This window comes from Caballeronia zhejiangensis, assembly GCF_000698575.1.
GTDB lineage: Bacteria > Pseudomonadota > Gammaproteobacteria > Burkholderiales > Burkholderiaceae > Caballeronia > Caballeronia zhejiangensis.
The window spans coordinates 122375-139715 of the sequence record NZ_JFHD01000007.1; the positions used below are offsets into that span (position 1 = coordinate 122375).

14 protein-coding genes are annotated in these 17341 nt (G+C 64.9%); 7 read left to right on the plus strand and 7 right to left on the minus strand.

The window, feature by feature from the left end; genetic code table 11:
• Positions 1 to 121 precede the first annotated feature (121 nt).
• From BG60_RS12495 to BG60_RS12505, 3 genes are all read left to right on the plus strand, one after another.
• On the plus strand, positions 122 to 1105 hold the full coding sequence (locus BG60_RS12495) for an acyltransferase family protein (protein ID WP_008353393.1): 984 nt from the start codon (positions 122 to 124) through the stop codon (positions 1103 to 1105).
• 413 nt (positions 1106 to 1518) lie between these two features.
• Entirely contained in the window at positions 1519 to 2313 is a 795-nt protein-coding gene (locus BG60_RS12500) for a sulfite exporter TauE/SafE family protein (protein WP_008353395.1), read from the plus strand.
• Between the two features lie 252 nt (positions 2314 to 2565).
• On the plus strand, positions 2566 to 4263 hold the full coding sequence (locus tag BG60_RS12505) for an acid phosphatase (protein ID WP_008353396.1): 1698 nt from the start codon (positions 2566 to 2568) through the stop codon (positions 4261 to 4263).
• 3 nt (positions 4264 to 4266) lie between these two features.
• On the opposite strand, the gene BG60_RS12510 is transcribed toward BG60_RS12505, so the two are convergent.
• Positions 4267 to 4659, minus strand: coding sequence for a RidA family protein (locus BG60_RS12510; protein ID WP_051996498.1), 393 nt, complete (start codon positions 4657 to 4659; stop codon positions 4267 to 4269).
• A gap of 137 nt (positions 4660 to 4796) precedes the next feature.
• Between BG60_RS12510 and BG60_RS12515 the strand changes: the two genes are divergently transcribed.
• Positions 4797 to 5693 (plus strand): NAD-dependent epimerase/dehydratase family protein, encoded by an 897-nt coding sequence (locus BG60_RS12515; RefSeq protein WP_008353399.1) that lies wholly within the window; start codon positions 4797 to 4799, stop codon positions 5691 to 5693.
• Positions 5694 to 5751: 58 nt separating this feature from the next.
• Here the strand turns inward: BG60_RS12515 and BG60_RS12520 are convergent, their stop codons facing one another.
• From BG60_RS12520 to BG60_RS12530, 3 genes are all read right to left on the minus strand, one after another.
• Positions 5752 to 6861: a malate/lactate/ureidoglycolate dehydrogenase gene (locus BG60_RS12520; protein ID WP_008353401.1), complete on the minus strand. Its 1110-nt coding sequence runs from the start codon at positions 6859 to 6861 to the stop codon at positions 5752 to 5754.
• Positions 6862 to 7040: 179 nt separating this feature from the next.
• The gene (locus BG60_RS12525) at positions 7041 to 8510 is read right to left on the minus strand and encodes a M20 family metallopeptidase (RefSeq protein WP_034471776.1); all 1470 of its coding nucleotides are present in this window, start codon (positions 8508 to 8510) and stop codon (positions 7041 to 7043) included.
• Between the two features lie 98 nt (positions 8511 to 8608).
• Positions 8609 to 11059, minus strand: a complete 2451-nt coding sequence (locus tag BG60_RS12530) for a penicillin acylase family protein (RefSeq protein WP_008353405.1) — start codon at positions 11057 to 11059, stop codon at positions 8609 to 8611.
• 142 nt (positions 11060 to 11201) lie between these two features.
• Between BG60_RS12530 and BG60_RS12535 the strand changes: the two genes are divergently transcribed.
• Together BG60_RS12535 and BG60_RS12540 are read left to right on the plus strand one after the other, a co-directional pair.
• Positions 11202 to 11387, plus strand: a complete 186-nt coding sequence (locus tag BG60_RS12535) for an oxidoreductase-like domain-containing protein (RefSeq protein ID WP_235366212.1) — start codon at positions 11202 to 11204, stop codon at positions 11385 to 11387.
• Positions 11388 to 11479: 92 nt separating this feature from the next.
• Positions 11480 to 11989 (plus strand): DUF1993 domain-containing protein, encoded by a 510-nt coding sequence (locus BG60_RS12540; RefSeq protein ID WP_008353409.1) that lies wholly within the window; start codon positions 11480 to 11482, stop codon positions 11987 to 11989.
• A gap of 18 nt (positions 11990 to 12007) precedes the next feature.
• Here BG60_RS12540 and BG60_RS12545 read toward each other — a convergent pair whose 3' ends face one another.
• Both BG60_RS12545 and mprF read right to left on the minus strand, forming a co-directional pair.
• A complete protein-coding gene (locus BG60_RS12545; RefSeq protein ID WP_008353411.1) occupies positions 12008 to 13303 on the minus strand; it encodes a virulence factor family protein in 1296 nt (431 codons plus the stop codon).
• Positions 13300 to 15894, minus strand: coding sequence for a bifunctional lysylphosphatidylglycerol flippase/synthetase MprF (mprF, locus tag BG60_RS12550; RefSeq protein ID WP_034471778.1), 2595 nt, complete (start codon positions 15892 to 15894; stop codon positions 13300 to 13302). Before mprF ends, BG60_RS12545 begins: the two co-directional genes overlap by 4 nt.
• Positions 15895 to 16305: 411 nt before the next feature.
• Between mprF and BG60_RS12555 the strand changes: the two genes are divergently transcribed.
• Entirely contained in the window at positions 16306 to 16662 is a 357-nt protein-coding gene (locus BG60_RS12555) for a hypothetical protein (protein WP_008353413.1), read from the plus strand.
• A 16-nt stretch (positions 16663 to 16678) separates the two neighbouring features.
• Here BG60_RS12555 and BG60_RS12560 read toward each other — a convergent pair whose 3' ends face one another.
• Positions 16679 to 17200, minus strand: a complete 522-nt coding sequence (locus BG60_RS12560; protein ID WP_008353414.1) for a hypothetical protein — start codon at positions 17198 to 17200, stop codon at positions 16679 to 16681.
• Positions 17201 to 17341: the final 141 nt, after the last annotated feature.

Below are 17341 nucleotides of genomic sequence, written 5' to 3' on the forward strand. Positions count from 1 at the left end.
CCCGCCCACGCCTGACGCGTTCTCCGCGCGCAATGTCATCTCGATATGTCGGACCATAAGCCTCTCGGCCTTATGTGGCAATGGCTTGGGCTAAAATTGCGCTTTTTGAGCGAACTCAGAGGTGGATTTGCGCAACAGAACAATCGACGCAGCCCGAGGGATCGGGATCGTTCTTGTTGTCCTTGGACACGCCATTGGTTTGCCAGAGTGGCTCTTCCGAGTCATTTACTCGTGTCATATGCCTCTGTTCTTTTTCCTGTCTGGATACCTTTTCAACGGCAAGAGAGGTCCGCTAGAGGTCATGCGCAGGAATTCCCGACGCCTTCTGATGCCGTACGCAGTCGCCGCCGCAATCGCGATCTTCCCGTCGATTCTATTTGGGAATACAACCAGTCTCTCCCAATTCTTCGTGCAACTCGGGGGTACGGCGTATTCCATACCTCGATCGAATCTTACTTTCTATTGCACGCCGCTCTGGTTTCTAACTTGCCTGTTCTGCACCGAAGCCATGTACGCGGCGTTGACCCGGTACGCGCGACACGTTGTGCATGTCGTGATCGCCGCATCATTGGTCGTCGGCTGCACGTTAATGGCCTTCGTGAAAGGCTTCTCACCCTGGAACATCAAGATCGCTTTTGTCGCGCTCTTTTATTTCCACCTGGGTTTCGTTGCAGCCGAATCCAAAATGCTGGACGGCAGGCGTTTTCCCGCTTGGACGCTGCCACTTTGCGCGCTCGGATGGATCATCGCTTCGCTGTGGAATCCCAAAGCAGCGAACCTCGCCGGCGAGACTATCGGTAATCCAGCGCTTTTCCTCCTCGCATCAATATGTGGGATATGGGCATTGGCCAGGTTAGCCCGGCTCACCGCGACGTCGCGCGCACTCAGTTTTCTCGGTAAAAACACGCTGCCCATATTCGCGTTCAACTATCCCCTCAATCTTTTTGCTCAGTGGCTGTTCGCGCCGACCACGCCGTGGTTCGTCTTCGCTGCTTCGGAAATGGCGTTAGCCGTCGGGTTCGTTTTCCTGCTTCGACGCATTCCGGCAATCGCGCGCGTGTTCTCGATCGAATCGGGACAACGCGCAAGCCCAACTGCGGTCTAGGCCGGCCAGGCTGGTCAGTTCGGCATAGGCTCCGCGAGCCATAGCTGAAGAGTGCTATGCTCTTAGCCCTTTTGTCCGGCCAGCGCTAAAAGGCGTCTGCCGGGAGGCGCACGGTTTCATTAGAAGGCCGGCGCAGCGTTTGGGCTCCGATCGCTGAAAGAGTACTTCGCGGACGCGCGCGAAATCGGGACGCCCTAAGCCGCGACGCCGAAAGGTTCTCACGAAATCCGACCGCTCTCGGCGCGCCTCCGTTTGCAGGAAAAAGGAAAGGATTTTGCCCGGGCAGTTTTCGGGCGTCGGTCGGCCGCGATGACCGAGTCGTACAAGGATGTCCGAAGCCAAGAGTCGCGATTCGGACAAATTTTGGATGAACGTTAAACAGCCCCGCCCAGCAAGGGTTGCGGGCGTCCGGCATGTCATTTCCGCATATCGACTTACTTTATTCTGCCTCAGGTCTCGCAGTGGGTTTCCTGGTCGGCCTGACGGGCGTCGGCGGCGGCTCCCTGATGACCCCGCTGCTCGTCCTGCTGTTCGGCATACATCCGGCGACCGCCGTCGGCACCGATCTGCTGTACGCCACCGCGACCAAGACGGCCGGCACGCTCGTGCACGGCATCAAGGGCTCGGTCGACTGGCGCATCACCGGCCGTCTCGCGGCGGGCAGCGTGCCCGCTGCGGCCATCACACTCTACTTTCTGCACGAGCACGGTGTGACAGCGCCGGGCACCGCGCGGCTCATCCAGCTGATACTCGGCACCGCGCTCCTCATCACGGCGGTTTCGCTGATCTTCCGGCCGCAACTCGCGCGCCTTGCCTACAAAAAGGGACATGGCCGCCCCGAACACCCGACGCGTACCGCCGCGTGGACCGTCTTCACCGGCGCGATTCTCGGCCTGCTGGTCTCGATCACTTCCGTGGGCGCAGGCGCAATCGGCGTGACTGTACTTCTGCTGCTGTATCCGCGTCTCGCGACGGCGCGCATCGTCGGCTCGGACGTGGCTCACGCGGTGCCGCTCACGCTGATTGCCGGCACCGGCCATTGGATGCTCGGCTCAGTCGACTGGTCCTTGCTCGCCTCGCTCCTCGTGGGCTCGATTCCCGGCATCGCCCTTGGCAGCATGCTGTCGACCAAGGCGCCGGAAGCGTTACTCCGTCACGTTCTCGCCGCGACGCTCGTTCTCGTCGGAGCAAAGCTCGTGTTCAGTTGATGTTAGTCACGGTCGTTCGCGCTTTCCAGTCGGCCAAAAGACATAGGCCGATTCGTACGATATTCCTGTTTTTTGCCTATGTCGTTCGGCCGGGTTTCCCGCGGCGGGACGATGCGGCATCATCCCCACTCAGTTGAGCCGCACGCAGAGCGGTTCAAGTCGGGGCGCCGGTAACGGGCGCGTCATCTTTCGGCGTCGATCATGCAGCGTGCGTCAACGGGCGTGGGCCGCATATTCACGAGGAGTCAGGCGATGAATGAAAACGATCATCCGCAGCACGAGCTTCCTTCCGGCAACGATACGCCAGCAGGCGACGCACCCGCCGACCCCGCGCGGCGGCGGCTGCTCGCCGCGGGCGTGGGCCTGGCGGGGCTGTCGCTCGGCGGGTGCAATCTGTTCGAAAACAAGCCGACCACCCCGAAAACTGCCGCCGATATCGCACTCGACCGCACGCTCGCCGCGAAAGTGCAGCACATCGTCGTGATTTACGCGGAAAACCGCAGCTTCACGAATCTCTACGGCAACTATCCGGGCGTGCAATATCCGCTGTCGGCGGTGCCGGCATCGCACTACACGCAACTCGATCGCGATGGCGTCACGCCCATGCCCACGCTGCCGAAAATCTGGGGCGGGCTTGTGCCGCAGGCGCAGGAAGTCGACGGCAAGCGCTACGCGATCACCGAGCAGCAGATCATCGATCTGCGCAACGCGCCCTTCCAGATCGCAGACGCGCACGGTGCGCCGCTGCCCAATTCCGTCATCACGCGCGATCTCGTGCATCGGTTCTATCAGAATCAGATGCAGATCAACGCAGGGCGCAACAACCAGTTCGCGGCGTGGGGCGATTCGGGCGGCCTCGTCATGGGGCACTACCAAAACTCACCCGAAACGCTGAAACTTTGGGGGCTCGCGCAGCAATACACGCTCTGCGACAACTTCTTCATGTCGGCGTTCGGCGGCTCCTGGCTGAACCACATCTTCCTCATTTCCGCGCAGGCGCCCTTCTATCCCGATGTCAAAGGCAGCCCGGCTGCGAAGCTGCTCGCGGTCGTCGAAGGCGACGATCCTGCCGGTTCGCGCCTGAAGCTCGCCCCGGATTCGCCCAAATCCGCGCTCGAGGGCCCGCCGAAGTACGTGCGCGACGGCGCGCTCACGGCGGACGGATACGCCGTCAACACCATGTTCCCGCCGTATCAGCCGAGCAACGTGCCGCCTCCGCAAGGCGGCGACTCGCGCTATGCGGACCGCTCGAACGCGCTGGTATTGCCGCCGCAGACGTACGCGACGATCGGCGACCGCCTGTCGGACAAGAACGTCGATTGGGCGTGGTACAGCGGCGCGTGGCAGTACGCACTGGAACATCGGGACACCGGCGCGGTGCCGGACTTCCAGTACCACCATCAGCCGTTCAATTACTTCGCCAACTTTGCGCCGGGCACGGCCGCACGGGCGCAGCATTTGCGCGACGCGGGACTTGGCGACGATCCGTCGACGAACAAGCTACTCGCGGACATCGACGCGGGCCGCCTTCCTGCCGTCACGTTCTACAAGCCCCAGGGCAATCTCAACATGCACGCGGGCTATGCGGATGTCGCTTCGGGCGATCGGCATATTTCGAACGTGATCGAGCGTCTGCGGCGCGGGCCGCAATGGGAGAACACCGTGGTGATCGTCACCGTCGACGAAAACGGCGGCTGGTGGGACCACGTCTCGCCGCCGAAGGGCGATCGCTGGGGGCCCGGTTCGCGCATCCCGGCGCTCGTGATTTCGCCGTTCGCGAAGAAGGGCTACGTCGATCACACCGTGTATGACACGAACTCGATCCTGCGCTTCATCTCGCGCGTGCACGATCTCGCGCCGCTGGACGGCGTGGCCGCGCGGGATCGCGCGTTCGCCGCAAGCGGTCAGGCGCCGCTCGGCGACCTGACAAAATCGCTCGATCTCGCGTAACGGCTAGACGCGTTCGACCCACGCTCGCGCGGAAATTTTCAGCAGATAGCCGTAGTGCAGCGCGCCGACCGGCACGACGGCGCGTGCCGGTTTCCAGGCGCCGAAGTGACGCGCGTAGATCTCGTTGAACGCTTTCCAGTGTTCGACGCCGACGAGATACACCGTCACCTCGATGCAATCCGCGAGGCTCGCACCCGCGGCTTCGAGCACGGTGCGCAGATTCGAAAGCGTCTGTTCGGCCTGCTCGTCGAACGGGAGATCGCCGGTATGCGTGCCGTCCGCGCGCATCGGCAATTGACCCGAAACGCAGACGAGATTGCCGGCGCGCGTCGCGTGGCTGTAGTGTCCGGCGGGAATCGGCAGGCCCGGAGCGTTGATGAGTTCGATCGGTGGCATCGTCGGTCGCGTTGGGTGGATGGCCTCGGATTATTGATTCCGAGTCAAGTTTCATTTGAGACTATCACCGTTTTTGCGAAAGTCGAAGCGGCTCATACTGTGTTCATCGCAGTTTGAACATTCAACGGAGCAAGAACATGAACGTTTTCATCACGGGCGCGGGCGGTTTCATCGGCGGCTCGATCGCGGCGGGACTCGCGCGGGACGGACATCGCGTGCGCGGCCTCATCCGTCGCGCGGAACAGGCCGACGAACTGAAACGCCTGAACATCGAACCGGTGATCGGCAGTCTCGACGACGCGGCCTTGCTCGCCGCCGAAGCGCACGCGGCCGATGCCGTCATCAACGCGGCGAGCAGCGATCATCGCGGCGCGGTCGAAACGCTGATCGGCGCGCTCGAAGGCACGAACAAGCCGTTTCTGCATACGAGCGGATCGAGCATCGTCGGCGACGCATCGGGCGGCGAGGCATCGGAGAAGATCTATACCGAGGACGACCTGCCGGAGCCGACGCCCGACAAGGCGCCGCGCGTAGCGATCGACAATCTCGTGCTCGACGCCGCCAAGCGTGGCGTGCGCTCGACGGTGTTCTGCAACACGCTGATCTACGGCCACGGCGCGGTGCGCGATACCGCGAGCGTGCAGTTGCCGCGTCTGGAACGACAGGCGCGCAAGAGCGGCATCGTGCGCCATGTGGGGCGTGGCCTCAACATCTGGTCGAACGTGCATATCGACGATGTCGTGACCATCTATCGGCTCGCGCTCGAAAAGTCGCCTGCGGGCACGTTCTACTTCGTCGAAAGCGGCGAGGCGCAATTCCGCGACATGACCGTCGCGATGGCGAAGGCGCTCGATCTGCGCGGGCCGGAAGACTGGCCGCTCGAAGAAGCGATCAAGGAATGGGGCTACGAGATGGCCTCGTACGGCCTCGGCTCGAACAGCCGCGTGCGCAGCAAGCGCACCCGCGAGATTCTGGGCTGGCAGCCGTCGCGCACGTCGGTGGTCGAATGGATCGAAACGGAATTGACTGCTTGAGTGAAGTTCGCGCGGCAAATTGGCTTGACCAATTTGCCGCGGCTACCGCTTCACGCAATTACTGCAGTGCGGCCGCGAACTTTTCGATTTCCGCTTCCGGCATGCCCGATTTCGTCGCCGAATCGCGGATTTGCTGCCACGTCGTCGGATCGATTGCGATGCCGTTCGCGCCGCGGTCCGCACGACGCGCCTCTTCCGGCTCGCCCGGCGCGTAGATCGCATCGACGCCTTCCGCGCGCGGCGACGCCTTCATCCATTCGAGGAACGCTTCGGCCTCTGCTTGCGCGGCGGGCGCATCGAACGCGTTCGGATCGACGATCACCGAAGTCATGCAGTTGATGATCGCACTCGATTTCTCCAGCGTCTCTTCGTGCGTCGTGTAGCCGCCCGAGAGCGCGCCGCCGAAGATCTCGCACAGCGCGGCCAGGCCCGAACCCTTGTGCAGGCCGAACGCGGTGAGGGAGCCGAACGGCTCCTCGTGCATCACCTTCGGCTCGATCGTCGGCTTGCCCTCATGATCGAGCAACATGCCCGGCGCGACCTTTACGCCCTTGTTGTAGGCGACGCGCGTCTTGCCGTACGCGATGCCCGCCGTCGCGAAATCGAGCACGAGCGGGCTCTTGCCGTCGCGCGGATAGGCTGCGCAGAACGGATTGGTGCCGAAGCGCCGGTCGATGCCGCCGAAGGGCGCGACGAGCGGATCGCCCGCCACGTTCACGAAGTGGAACGATACGAGTCCGGCCTTCGCGCACTGTTCCGCCCAGTGGCCGATACGCCCGATGTGGTGCGCGTTGCGCAAGCCGACCGCGCATACGCCGAGCTTCTTCGCGCGCTCGATGCCGTGCTCCATCGCCTCGTAGGCGACGACCTGACCGAAGCCCTTGCGGCCGTCGACGGTCAGCACCGCGCCCGCATCGCGCACGATTTCGGCGTGCGTGTTGAGCTGCAACTGACCTTCGGAGAGCGACGCGACATAGCGCGGGATCATGCCGACGCCGTGGGAATCGTGGCCCGAAAGGTTCGACATCACGAGGTGATCCGCGACCAGTTCCGCCTCGCGCGGCGCGCTGCCGGCCGACTCCCAGATGGCGCGGACGTACGCGTGCAGCGTGTCGGCGGCGATGCGCCGTTCAGTGGCGGATGGGGTGGACGTGGGGGATGCATTCATTGCGACACTCGTCTCCATAGTTGATGGCTCGCGCTCTGCTTTTCGAGATGCGCGCGGATTATCACTTTACAGACGATCAACTGGCCTTACCACTTTGTTTTTACGAAATCGCTGAAATCGGCCGAAAAAAAGCCCGGACGAACCGGGCTTTCTCCAGACAGAAGTTCGGCCGCCCGGCCTCAGGGCGCTGCCGCGATGACCTCGGCCACCGACGCCGTCAGCTTCTTCGCGTACGGCACGTGCAGGAATTCGTTCGGACCGTGCGCGTTCGATTTCGGACCGAGCACGCCGCACACCATGAATTGCGAGCGCGGGAAGCCTTCCTTGAGCGTATTCATCAGCGGAATCGTGCCGCCCTGCCCGATGTATGCGACATCCGCGCCGAAGTGCCGTTTCGACGCCTCATTCAGCGACGAGCGCAGCCACGGCGCGAGATCCGGCGCATTCCAGCCCGTCGCCGCGCCCGCTTCGGGCTTGAACGTCACCTTGGCGTTGTACGGCGGATCCATTTCGAGCAGCCGCTGCAGGCGGACGATCGCACTGGCAGCGTCGACGAGCGGCGGCAAGCGCAGCGACAGCTTGAACGCCGTGCGCGGCGCAAGCACGTTGCCGGCATCGGCCAGCGGCGGCAGGCCCGACGCGCCCGTCACCGTGAGCGACGGCCGCCAGGTCGAATTGAGCAGTGCCTCGCGCGGATCGGTCGTCGTGGGCAGAACGCTGCCGCCATCGGCGCCGCACGCCCACGGCAGCTTCTTCCAGACATCGTCGCCGAGAATGCGCGCGGTCATTTCGGCTTCGCGCCGGCGCAGCATCGGAATCGGACAATGAAAACTTTCCGGCAGCAGATTGCCGGTGCTCGAATCTTCGAGGCGCTCGAACAGTTGCCGCAAGATTCGAAATGCCGACGGCGCGATGCCGCCATAGCCGCCCGAGTGGATGCCCTCGTCCAGCACCTGCACTTCGAGATCGCCGGCGACGAGGCCGCGCAGGGACGTCGTGAGCCAGAGCTGATCGTAATTGCCCGCGCCCGAATCGAGACAGATCACGAGGCCGACATCGCCGAGCCGGTCGCGCAAGGCATCGATATACGGCAAAAGATCGTAGCTGCCCGATTCCTCGCACGTCTCGATGATACCCACGCAACGCGGACGCTCGACGCCCTGCGCATCCAGCGCCGCCAGCGCGGTGATGCTCGCGTAGGTCGCGTAGCCGTCGTCGGCGCCGCCGCGGCCGTACAGTTTGTCGTCTTCGAGCTTGGGCGTCCACGGACCGAGATCGCTGCGCCAGCCTTCGAATTCCGGCTGCTTGTCCAAATGGCCATACAGCACGACTGTTTCGGTGCTGCCCGAGCGCGTGGCGGGGGCTTCGAAGAAAATCACCGGCGTGCGCTCCGGCAAGCGGACGATTTCGACCTTCAGGCCTTTGACCGGCTGCGTCCTGATCCAGTCGACGGCGTCCGTGACCACGCGTTCGATGAAGCCGTGACGCGCCCAGTCGCTGTCGAACATCGGGCTTTTCGCGGGCACGGCGATGTAGTCCGTCAGCGCGGGCACGATTTCGTCATTCCATTTGCGATCCACGAAATCCCGCAGCGCGACGGAATCGAGCCGTACTGCTTCGTCGTGATGCGTGCTGTCGCCGATAGTCATGACCGTGTTTCCCTTCGAGGCAAACTTCCATCATAGACGGGATTTGCCCGCGGTTCGACCGCCGCCGAGCCGCGCGCGCACGTTTTCCGCGACTTTTTTCAACGTTTCGGCGCGCCCGGCCCTCCGTCGCGCGTTCCCGAAACGACGACGCGCGTCACCGCCGGATCGGAGTCGATCGACTGTTCGGTGAAGGGAAAGCGCGCCCAGCGTTTCGCCGCGAACGCGCGCGTCGCGTCGCCCGAATGGGGCGATGCCGGATCGTCCGATTCGGAGTGCGACAGCATCGTGTCGGCTTCGACGCCGTTTTCGCCGAAGGTGACGACTTGCACGTAGCTGTCGCCCTGGCCGCTTGAGTCCATCGGATAGCCCTTGGGATCGAGCGGACGCCGCGCGCAGACGATCGTGAAATAGCCCGCTTCGTCGCAGCCGCCGTAAAGCGGCACGCGCGCGCCGTTGCGCGTCGTGTAGAGGATGTCGCCGCGCCGCGAATCGAGCGCGAAGCCGTTCAGCTTCAGCGCGAGCGCCGCGCCGCCCAGCGCCTGACGCAAGTCCTGCACGACGGCAGGATTGTCGATGTTGAAGCCGCCCGGCGTCGCGAGCGGCTTGTTCGGATCGAAGCCGGATTCGTACAGGCGCTCGGGCGCGATCTGCATCGCGCGCTGCCAGAACTCGTCCCACAGGTTCGCGCCGCGCGCGTCGATATCCGCCGTGCCGTTCCACTTGCGCAACACCTCGCAGGCTTCGTGCAGCGGCCCGCCCGCTTCATTCACCGTGCACACGGCGTCGAGCAGCGGCCGGCGGAACAGCCGCTCGGACATCGAGTGCGTCTCGAGCACCGCCGATTCGAGCGCCTCGCGCGTCACGCCGCCGCGTTCGCGCTGCAGACGCGCCGCGAGCAGATGGCCGTAGCGCGTGCGCAGCGATTGTTCGACGCGCGCCGCGCCCGCAATACGCGGATAGCCAGACATCGGCGCATTCGCATTGGTGAGCCAGTAGCTGTCGTTGAAGTTGCCGACGTAGTCGCCGCGCACGGCGCTCGGCAGTTGCTCCAGCGGCAACGCGCCCGGCTGCGCGCTCGTCGCATCGACGCGCCACGCGCACGCGCTTTTCGAGCCGTCGAGGAACGGCACGCCCGGCGCGCGGGCCGCGAACGCGCGTCCGGCGGGCGGCGTGCACGATTGCGCGAGCGCGTCAGGCACGTTCGGGATCGGGCCGATGTCCGCGAACCAGACGCGCACGTCGTCGCGACCGATCGCGAACGTGTTGACCCACGGCATGCCGGCGTAGCGCTTCTGGATCGCCATGAAATCGGCGAGCGAGCGCGCCTGATTCCACGCGAAGAAGTTCTGAAAGGCGCGCGTGTTGTCGGCGTTCACGTCCGCGATCGCGAAGGCGGTTTGCGCGGTCCAGCCGAGGCCTTGCGCCATCGCGGACAGATCGACGACCGGCCCGAAGCGCGTCTTGTACAGCGTGCGCGACACGGACTCATACGTGCCGTCGGCGCGGCGCGCGCGCACGGTGAGCGGCACGGGCGTCATCGCTTCGCTCTGGCCATCGACGAGATAGCGCGTCGGATCGGCGGGATCGAGCGTCAACTGAAAGATGCCGAAACGCCGCGCGCTCGACACCGTATGCGTCCACGCGATGTTTTCGTTGAAGCCGAGGACGATCAGCGGCACGCCGAGAAAGGACACGCCCGCGACGTTCGTCTGGCCGGGAATCGTCAGTTGCGCCTGATAGAAACGGTCCGGGCCGCGCCAGAACCAGTGCGGATTGCCGAACAGGATGCTGCGCCGGTCGCGCGTGATCTGCGCGCCGAACGCGAGCGCATTGCTACCGATGCCCGGATTTTCGCCGATCGGAAACCGCAGCGAATCGAGCGCGGTACGCGCGGCGTCGGCGTCGGCGTTGTCGCCGCGCGGGGCCGCCGCGCCCGGTTTCGGCGGATGCGCCAACGCGATCGGCGTCACGAAACGCGCCGAGCCGCCCGCGAGATTCGCCGCGATCAGACGCAGGTAGATATCGTCGGCGCTGATCTTGTCGACCCACGGCTTGCCCCGGCACGCCGCATGTGCCTCGGGAAAGTTGCCGGCGTTGAGGTCGTCGAGATAGCGGTCGTAGCCGTTCGCGAAGCCGTCGATGAGATCGCGCAATTCGGGCGATTGCGCCGCACGGTAACGCTCGACGGCCGCCTGATCGCCGACCAGACGAAAGAAGAAATCGGCGTCGATGTTGCGCGGCTGACCGAACGTCGCCGCCGACGTCGGGCGTGCATCCGCGCCGAAATACGCCGAGCGCTCGCCGCGATACGTGACGAAGCCATCGGCGAGCGTGCAGAGATTGTCCTGCGCCTGCGCGTAGCCGAAACCGAAGCCGAGGCTGCCCCAATCGGCCGCTCGGATATGCGGAATGCCGTCCTGCGTGCGGCGGATTTCGGCGTGCCAGGCTGTTTGAGCGCCGGACTCCGGCTGCTGGCCGGGCGCCGCGCAGCCGCCAAGCAAAGCGCTCGCGAGCGCAGCGGAGATCGCAAGGCTGACGATCTGATTCATCGCGTGAGTTCCTCGATCCGATCGACGTGATGACGGGGCGCAATCGCCGCCCCGCGCGCAGTATCGCATTGCGCATGACGCGCGCCGCAGCCAAAGTCTAGCCGCCCGCGTCCGCTCAGCGAAGCCGATGCACAATGAAGCGATGAACGATCCATCCCACCCCGCCGACGATCCTCGCCCGACGCCGCCCGAGCGTCCGCTGCCGGAAGACTGCTGCCGCAGCGGCTGCAATCAGTGCGTGTTCGAGTTGTACAGGGAAGCGCTCGAGCGCTATGAGGCCGACGTGCGCGCGTGGGAAGCGCGGCATGCGCAGGCTTCCCGTTCGTGAGTGACTCCGGCCGATTCGAGCAGGCAACCGGGCGCGGCGCTATGCTTGTGACCCCTGTCGTTGTCGAATTCAAACCTCAAGGAGCGCAACCCATGTCCCTCACGATGTATCGCGCATCGATTCCGGTCTTCATTCGCGGACTCGAAGTCTGCGCGGATCTGCTGAAGAAAGGCGCCGCCTTCGCCGATGAAAAAGGCCTCGCTCACGCCGATGTGATCAACGCGCGCCTCGCGCCCGACATGCTGCCGCTCGCCGCGCAGATCCAGCGCGCGAGCGACACGGCGAAGCTCTCGGCGGCGCGTCTCGCGGGCATCGAGGCGCCGCGCTTCGAGGACAACGAGGACAGCTTTCCGGCGCTGCAGGCGCGCATCGAGAAGACGATCGCGTTCCTGAAGAGCATCGACAAGGCTTCGCTCGCCGGCTGCGAAACGCGCACCGTCACGCTGAAATTCCCGGATTTCTCGCCTTCGTTCTCAGGCGACGATTATCTGTTCGGCTTCGGCTTGCCGAACTTCTATTTCCACGTCGTCACGACCCACGACATCCTGCGCCATCTCGGCGCGCCGATCGGCAAGCGGGATTATCTCGGCCCGCTCAAGTAAGCCGGTCGCGGCGCTGCGTTATTGCTGCCGCGCCGCGATCTGCTTGCGCCAGCCCGCGAGAATCCGCCGCGCCAGCACATCGTAGTCGCCGCCGAAGTGATGATCGCCCGGCAGCTTCACCACTTCGATGCCCGTCTTCGTCAGCGCGGGACACAGTGTGTCTTCTTCGTTCGCGCCGTAGATGCACTGCACCATCGATGGCGGCAGTTTGTCGAATTCCGGCCGCACCTTCAGCGCCTTGTCGCTCGCCTTCATGCCGAGCCAGCCCGTCACGCGAATCTGGAAGTCGGCGTCGGGCGCGAAGCCCATCAGCGAGATATACGACACCTGCGCGCGGACTGCGTCCGGCAGACGGTTGTACGCGAACGGCATCACGTCCGCGCCGAACGAATAGCCGACGAGCGCGACATGGCTCGTATGCCAGCGCGCGTTGTACGTGCGGATGATTCGCGCCAAATCGTCGGCGGTTTGCTGCGGCGACTTCTCGCTCCAGAAGTAACGCAGCGAGTCGACGCCGATCACCGACACGCCATCGCGTTGCAGCGCCAGCGCCATCGTTTTGTCGAGATCGCGCCAGCCGCCGTCGCCGGAAATCACGATCGCCAGCAAGTCGGTCGGTTGCGCGGCGCGCAGTTCGATCAGCGGGAGATCGGAGACATCGTTCTCGGTCGGACGCCCGGCTTTTTTCAGACGCGGCGCCGTCATCGCGACGAGCGCGTCGGCCTTCGAGCGGTTCGCTTCCAGCACGGCCGTGTATTCGAAGAAGCCCGGCAAACCCTTTGCGTGGATGATGGTCGCATCCGGCGCGCACGGATTGAAACGCGGGTCGAGCATCGGGTCGGCCGCAAGCGAGACCGCGCCCGCGACGGTGTTGTCCGGCGCCTGCTTCAGCGCGCTTTCCGCGACCATCGCGCCCTGCCCGCTGCCGACGAGAATCGGCGAAAAATATCGATTCGACTGAACGGTGCGTTCGAGCTGATGGCTCATGTTTTCCGCATCGCCGACGAGGTTGTGGCAGGACTTCTCGGTCTTGTCGGCGGCGAGGCGCGCGGCATAGCGCGGCGTGTCGACGCCGATGACCATCGCGCCCTTGGCGGCGAGCGCATCGGCGGCCTGCTGATCGGCCGGCGTCCAGCCGCTCTTCTCGGAAAACAGCACGACGAAGCCGGTCATGTCGCCCGCAGGCTTCGTGAGTTGGACCTGACCGTAACGTCCGCCGGAGATCGACTCGGCGGCATGCGCCATACCCGTCACGGACACACCACAGACGGCGGCCACCACGAGCGCCGCCGCTTTCTTGCAAAGGAATTTCATGAACGCCAGCCGCCCGCGAGGAGCGAAAGATCCGCCAAAGTGAAAAATACGCCGACCGAGCCGGACGCCGCCAGATAGCGCGGCTCCCAGCGCGGCTGGAACTTGCTTTTGAATCCGCGCAGACCGCGGAAGTTGTAGAAACGGCCGCCGAAGCGCCACACCAGTCCGGCCATCCGATGCCACGGCGATGCGAGCGGCGTCGGCTCCATGCCCGACAGCGGCGCAATGCCGAGCGACAGCGACTTGAAACCCGCTTCCTTCAGATGCAGCGCGAGCTTGGTGAAGAGATATTCCATCGCGTAGGGCGACGCGGCCGAAACATGGCGCATCACGCCGACGGTCGCTTCGGTGTTCATGTCGGTCGTCATGAAAGTGACGAACGCGACCGGCTCGCCCTGCTGGCGCACGAGCAGCACCGACTGCGCCGCGAGGTATTCCTCGTTGAACGCCGCGACCGAGAAGCTCTTCTCGCGCGCCGAGCGGCTGCCGAGCCAGTCGTCGGAGATGGCGCGCAACATCGGCATGCTTGCTCCGATGCGCTCCGGTCCGATGACTTCCGTGTCCAGACCGTCGCGCTCGCCCCGTTTGATCGCATAGCGCAAATGCGAGCGATGCGAGCCCTTCAGATCGAAGTCGGACAGAGCGAGATGCGCTTCCTCGCCGAGCTTCATCAGCGTGAGGCCGGCGTCGAGATAGAGCGGCAGCGCATCGGCGCGCACCTGATAGAACGCCGCGCGGCCGTTGTGCGCGTGCGCGAGCTCGACGAACTTGCGGATCAGTTCGGCCCACTCGCGGCGCGGACCGACCGGATCGTGCAGCGCGGCCCACGTGCGGCCGTGTTTCGCGTACATCAGAAAGGCTTCGCGCGACTCGGAGAAGAGGAAGCTCTTGTCACCCATCATCGCGAGGCCGGCGTCGCTGCGTTCCTGCGCGCGCAGGATGCGTGCGGCATCGGCGAGATCCTGCGGCGCGGGCTTCACGAAGCGGCCCGCCGCCGGGCGCAGCAGTTGCCACACCGCGAACGCGGACGCGAACAGCGCCGCCGCGAGCGTCGCGCGCAGCGCACGCGGGGCGCGCTCGTCGAATGCGAACTGCCACCAGAGATCGCGGCTATAAGGCACGTCGCGGAAGGCGAAGAACATGATCCACACGGCGAGCGCCATCACGACGCCGATCGAAATGAGCCACGTCGCGGTGAAACGCTCGGCGAAGAGCGATGAACGGCGATTGAAGCGCTCGCGCGTCAGGACGAGCAGCACGACGAGAAACGCGAGCACGCCCACTTCGACGAACGCGAGACCTTTCGCGAGCGACAGCGCGAGGTTGGCCACCGCGAGAATCAGCGCGAGCCACCAGGCGGCGTCGAGGCGGCGCATGAGACCGCGCGCGACGAACAGCAGCAGCACGCCGAGCACCGAGCCGAGCAGTTGCGAGCTTTCCAGCACCCAAAGCGGCACGATGGTCTGCAACAGCGCGATACGCATCTTGAACGCGGGCGTCGCGCCCGAGATGACGAGCATCGAGCCTGCCGCGAACGTGACGATCGACAGGAACAACGGCGCAAGCTGCGAAACGTGATGCGGGCTCAGAAAATTGAAGCGGCCTTTCAGCGCGCGGCCTTCGAAGGCGGCCATGACGCCGGCCGACAGGATCAGCGGCAAGCCGAAGTAGATCGCGCGATACGCGAGCAGCGCGGCGACGACGTCCGGCGTCTGTGCGCTGCCGCCGAGCGCGAAGACCATCGCCGCCTCGAACACGCCGACGCCGCCCGGCGTATGGCCGATCATGCCGAGCAGCATCGCCGCCGAGAAGACCGTCATGAATTCGCCGAAGCCGACCTGGGGATTCGGCAGGAGCGCCCAGAGCGCGAGTCCGGCGCCGAACACGTCGACGACGGCGAGCGCGGCCTGCGCGACGAAATCGCGGCGCGCCGGCACGGTGAACGACAGCCACTTCCAGCGCGAGTGCAAAGTGCGCGGCTCGCGGCCGCAGACGATGACCATCGCGGCGAAAACGGCGAGCAGCGCCGCGGAGGTCGCGCGCAACGCGGCCGGCGGCAGGTGCATCATGCCGGAGAGCGTCTCCGCGCCGAACACCATGCCGGCGGCGGCCATGAACGCGAGGGACAGCGCGAGCGTGATGCTCGTGAAAATCGTCAGACGGCCGACTTGCGCGGGCGTGACATCGGCCGCGCCGTACACGCGGCAACGCACGGCGCCGCCCGTCAGCGCGCCGAAACCGGTCACGTTGCCGAGCGCCGAACCGACCGTCGCGCCGACCCACAACAAAGACCGCGGCACCGCGACGCCGATGTGACGCAGCCCCACGGCGTCACGCCCGACGAGCGCGGCGAAGCTGAGCGCGGTGGCGAACAGCGCGGCGAACCACGCTTGCGCCGTCATCATGCGCAGCGAGTGCATGACCGACTTGTAATCGACCGAGCGCGAAAGATGCTGGAAGACGACGAGCAGCAGCACGCAGATGACGACCGTGAGCACGGGGGCGGCGAGCCGCTGAAGATCGACGCCGCCGGACAAACGTCCGATCGGGGAAATGGCGCGAAGCCGGGCGAGCAACTTTGTGCGAGACATGCGTTCTATGAAACTGGCTCACGCTGCGTTTCGTCAGCGAATCGACGACGGCAACGGTACGTCAAGGTTATCGGGGTCCACGCATTGCCGGGACTTCGCGCGGACGGAGAGCGCCATTTCGGCTCCCGCCGCCCGCGCTCGCGCCATACAAAAGGCTTCAACGTGTGAAACGCCTATATAACGGCCATGGTTGACCCGACTTGACCAATATTGGGAAAACTACGGATCGAAAGCTTGCTTTCAGATCTGGCGCGGAGTTCCGGACAGCGCGACCGGCACGAACGAGCGGTCGCCCATGCTTTACGGTTTGTCAGGGAAACGGTTAGGATCGACGGCCGTGAAGCTTGTCGGGCATCGAATAGACGCGGGTCGGTAGCTTAAGCGGATACTACAGAAAAAGGCATCGGAATCATGAGAAAAACCACATCGATCTTGTTCGCCGCCATCGGCGCGTGCGCCCTGAGCGCCTGCGTTTCGACCGACGACGCCCTGCTCAAGACCGTCCCGTTCGGGTCGGGCACGTCGCAGTACAAGCCGTACGAGTTCATCCGCTGCGTGAAGGAAAAATGGACGCCGATCGCGCCGCGCGTGCGCGAATATTCGCCGAGCTCCGACACGCTGGCCGTCTCCGTGCCCAGCGGCGGCCTGACGAGCCAGTCGCTGGTGCTCGTCATCGCGCAGGCGTCGGCGAACGGCACGGGCTACACGATCTACGGCGACATCGCGGCGGCCGGCCGCTACGTCACCGCGACGCACACCTGCGATTAACCCCGGTTTCCGCGCTTCAGGAGGGCTTGCCGTTGCGCATGTCGACGCCGGCGAGATGCGTCCCGACGACACGCCCGATCAGATAACCATCCGACGCGCACGCGTTGACGCGCTCCTTTCCTTCCCACTGGATCTTGTATTGATCGTCCTGGGAATGAACGGCCGATGCGTCGAACTTGCGCTTCGCCTTGCCGCCGTTGCGCACGTCTTCGCTGACGAGCCGGTTCCATGTCAGCGCATAGCCGTAGCGCACGCCGTCTGCGAACGCGTTGTCGTCGCAGACTTGCGATGGCGGCGTCGTCTTGAGCATCAGGTGATAGCCGTTCGCGGTGCCGACCATGATGCGCCTTTCCCCCGGCGGCGCCGGCGCGACGGGCGCCTTGACCGCCGCCTGAGCCGCTTGCGCGGCCGATGCCGCCGATGCCGCCGCGGCCGCGTCCGTGTCGTTCTGCTGCGGAAGCGGCGCACATGCGCCAAGAAGCAGCGCCGCTGTCACCGTGAATGCCGTGCCGGCGCCTTGCATTTTCGTGAACGTCATCCTGCGAATCACCTACGCTGACCCCATCTCAAATTTAGTCCGGGCTCTACCTTACCATCCCCGGGATGATTCATCGGACCGATGAAAAAAAGACGACGCGGACGCCCTTTCGGTGCGCCCGCGTCGAGGAAGAGAAACTGG

Excerpts from the sequence above, each read along its gene's own strand:
- BG60_RS12545 (WP_008353411.1), bottom strand. The coding sequence starts at position 13,303 with ATGAAATTCCTTTGCAAGAAAGCGGCGGCGCTCGTGGTGGCCGCCGTC.
- BG60_RS12560 (WP_008353414.1), bottom strand. The coding sequence starts at position 17,200 with ATGACGTTCACGAAAATGCAAGGCGCCGGCACGGCATTCACGGTGACA.
- BG60_RS12540 (WP_008353409.1), top strand. The coding sequence starts at position 11,480 with ATGTCCCTCACGATGTATCGCGCATCGATTCCGGTCTTCATTCGCGGA.
- BG60_RS12555 (WP_008353413.1), top strand. The coding sequence starts at position 16,306 with ATGAGAAAAACCACATCGATCTTGTTCGCCGCCATCGGCGCGTGCGCC.
- BG60_RS12515 (WP_008353399.1), top strand. The coding sequence starts at position 4,797 with ATGAACGTTTTCATCACGGGCGCGGGCGGTTTCATCGGCGGCTCGATC.
- BG60_RS12535 (WP_235366212.1), top strand. The coding sequence starts at position 11,202 with ATGAACGATCCATCCCACCCCGCCGACGATCCTCGCCCGACGCCGCCC.
- BG60_RS12510 (WP_051996498.1), bottom strand. The coding sequence starts at position 4,659 with ATGCCACCGATCGAACTCATCAACGCTCCGGGCCTGCCGATTCCCGCC.
- BG60_RS12525 (WP_034471776.1), bottom strand. The coding sequence starts at position 8,510 with ATGACTATCGGCGACAGCACGCATCACGACGAAGCAGTACGGCTCGAT.
- BG60_RS12530 (WP_008353405.1), bottom strand. The coding sequence starts at position 11,059 with ATGAATCAGATCGTCAGCCTTGCGATCTCCGCTGCGCTCGCGAGCGCT.
- BG60_RS12505 (WP_008353396.1), top strand. The coding sequence starts at position 2,566 with ATGAATGAAAACGATCATCCGCAGCACGAGCTTCCTTCCGGCAACGAT.
- BG60_RS12520 (WP_008353401.1), bottom strand. The coding sequence starts at position 6,861 with ATGAATGCATCCCCCACGTCCACCCCATCCGCCACTGAACGGCGCATC.
- mprF (WP_034471778.1), bottom strand. The coding sequence starts at position 15,894 with ATGTCTCGCACAAAGTTGCTCGCCCGGCTTCGCGCCATTTCCCCGATC.
- BG60_RS12500 (WP_008353395.1), top strand. The coding sequence starts at position 1,519 with ATGTCATTTCCGCATATCGACTTACTTTATTCTGCCTCAGGTCTCGCA.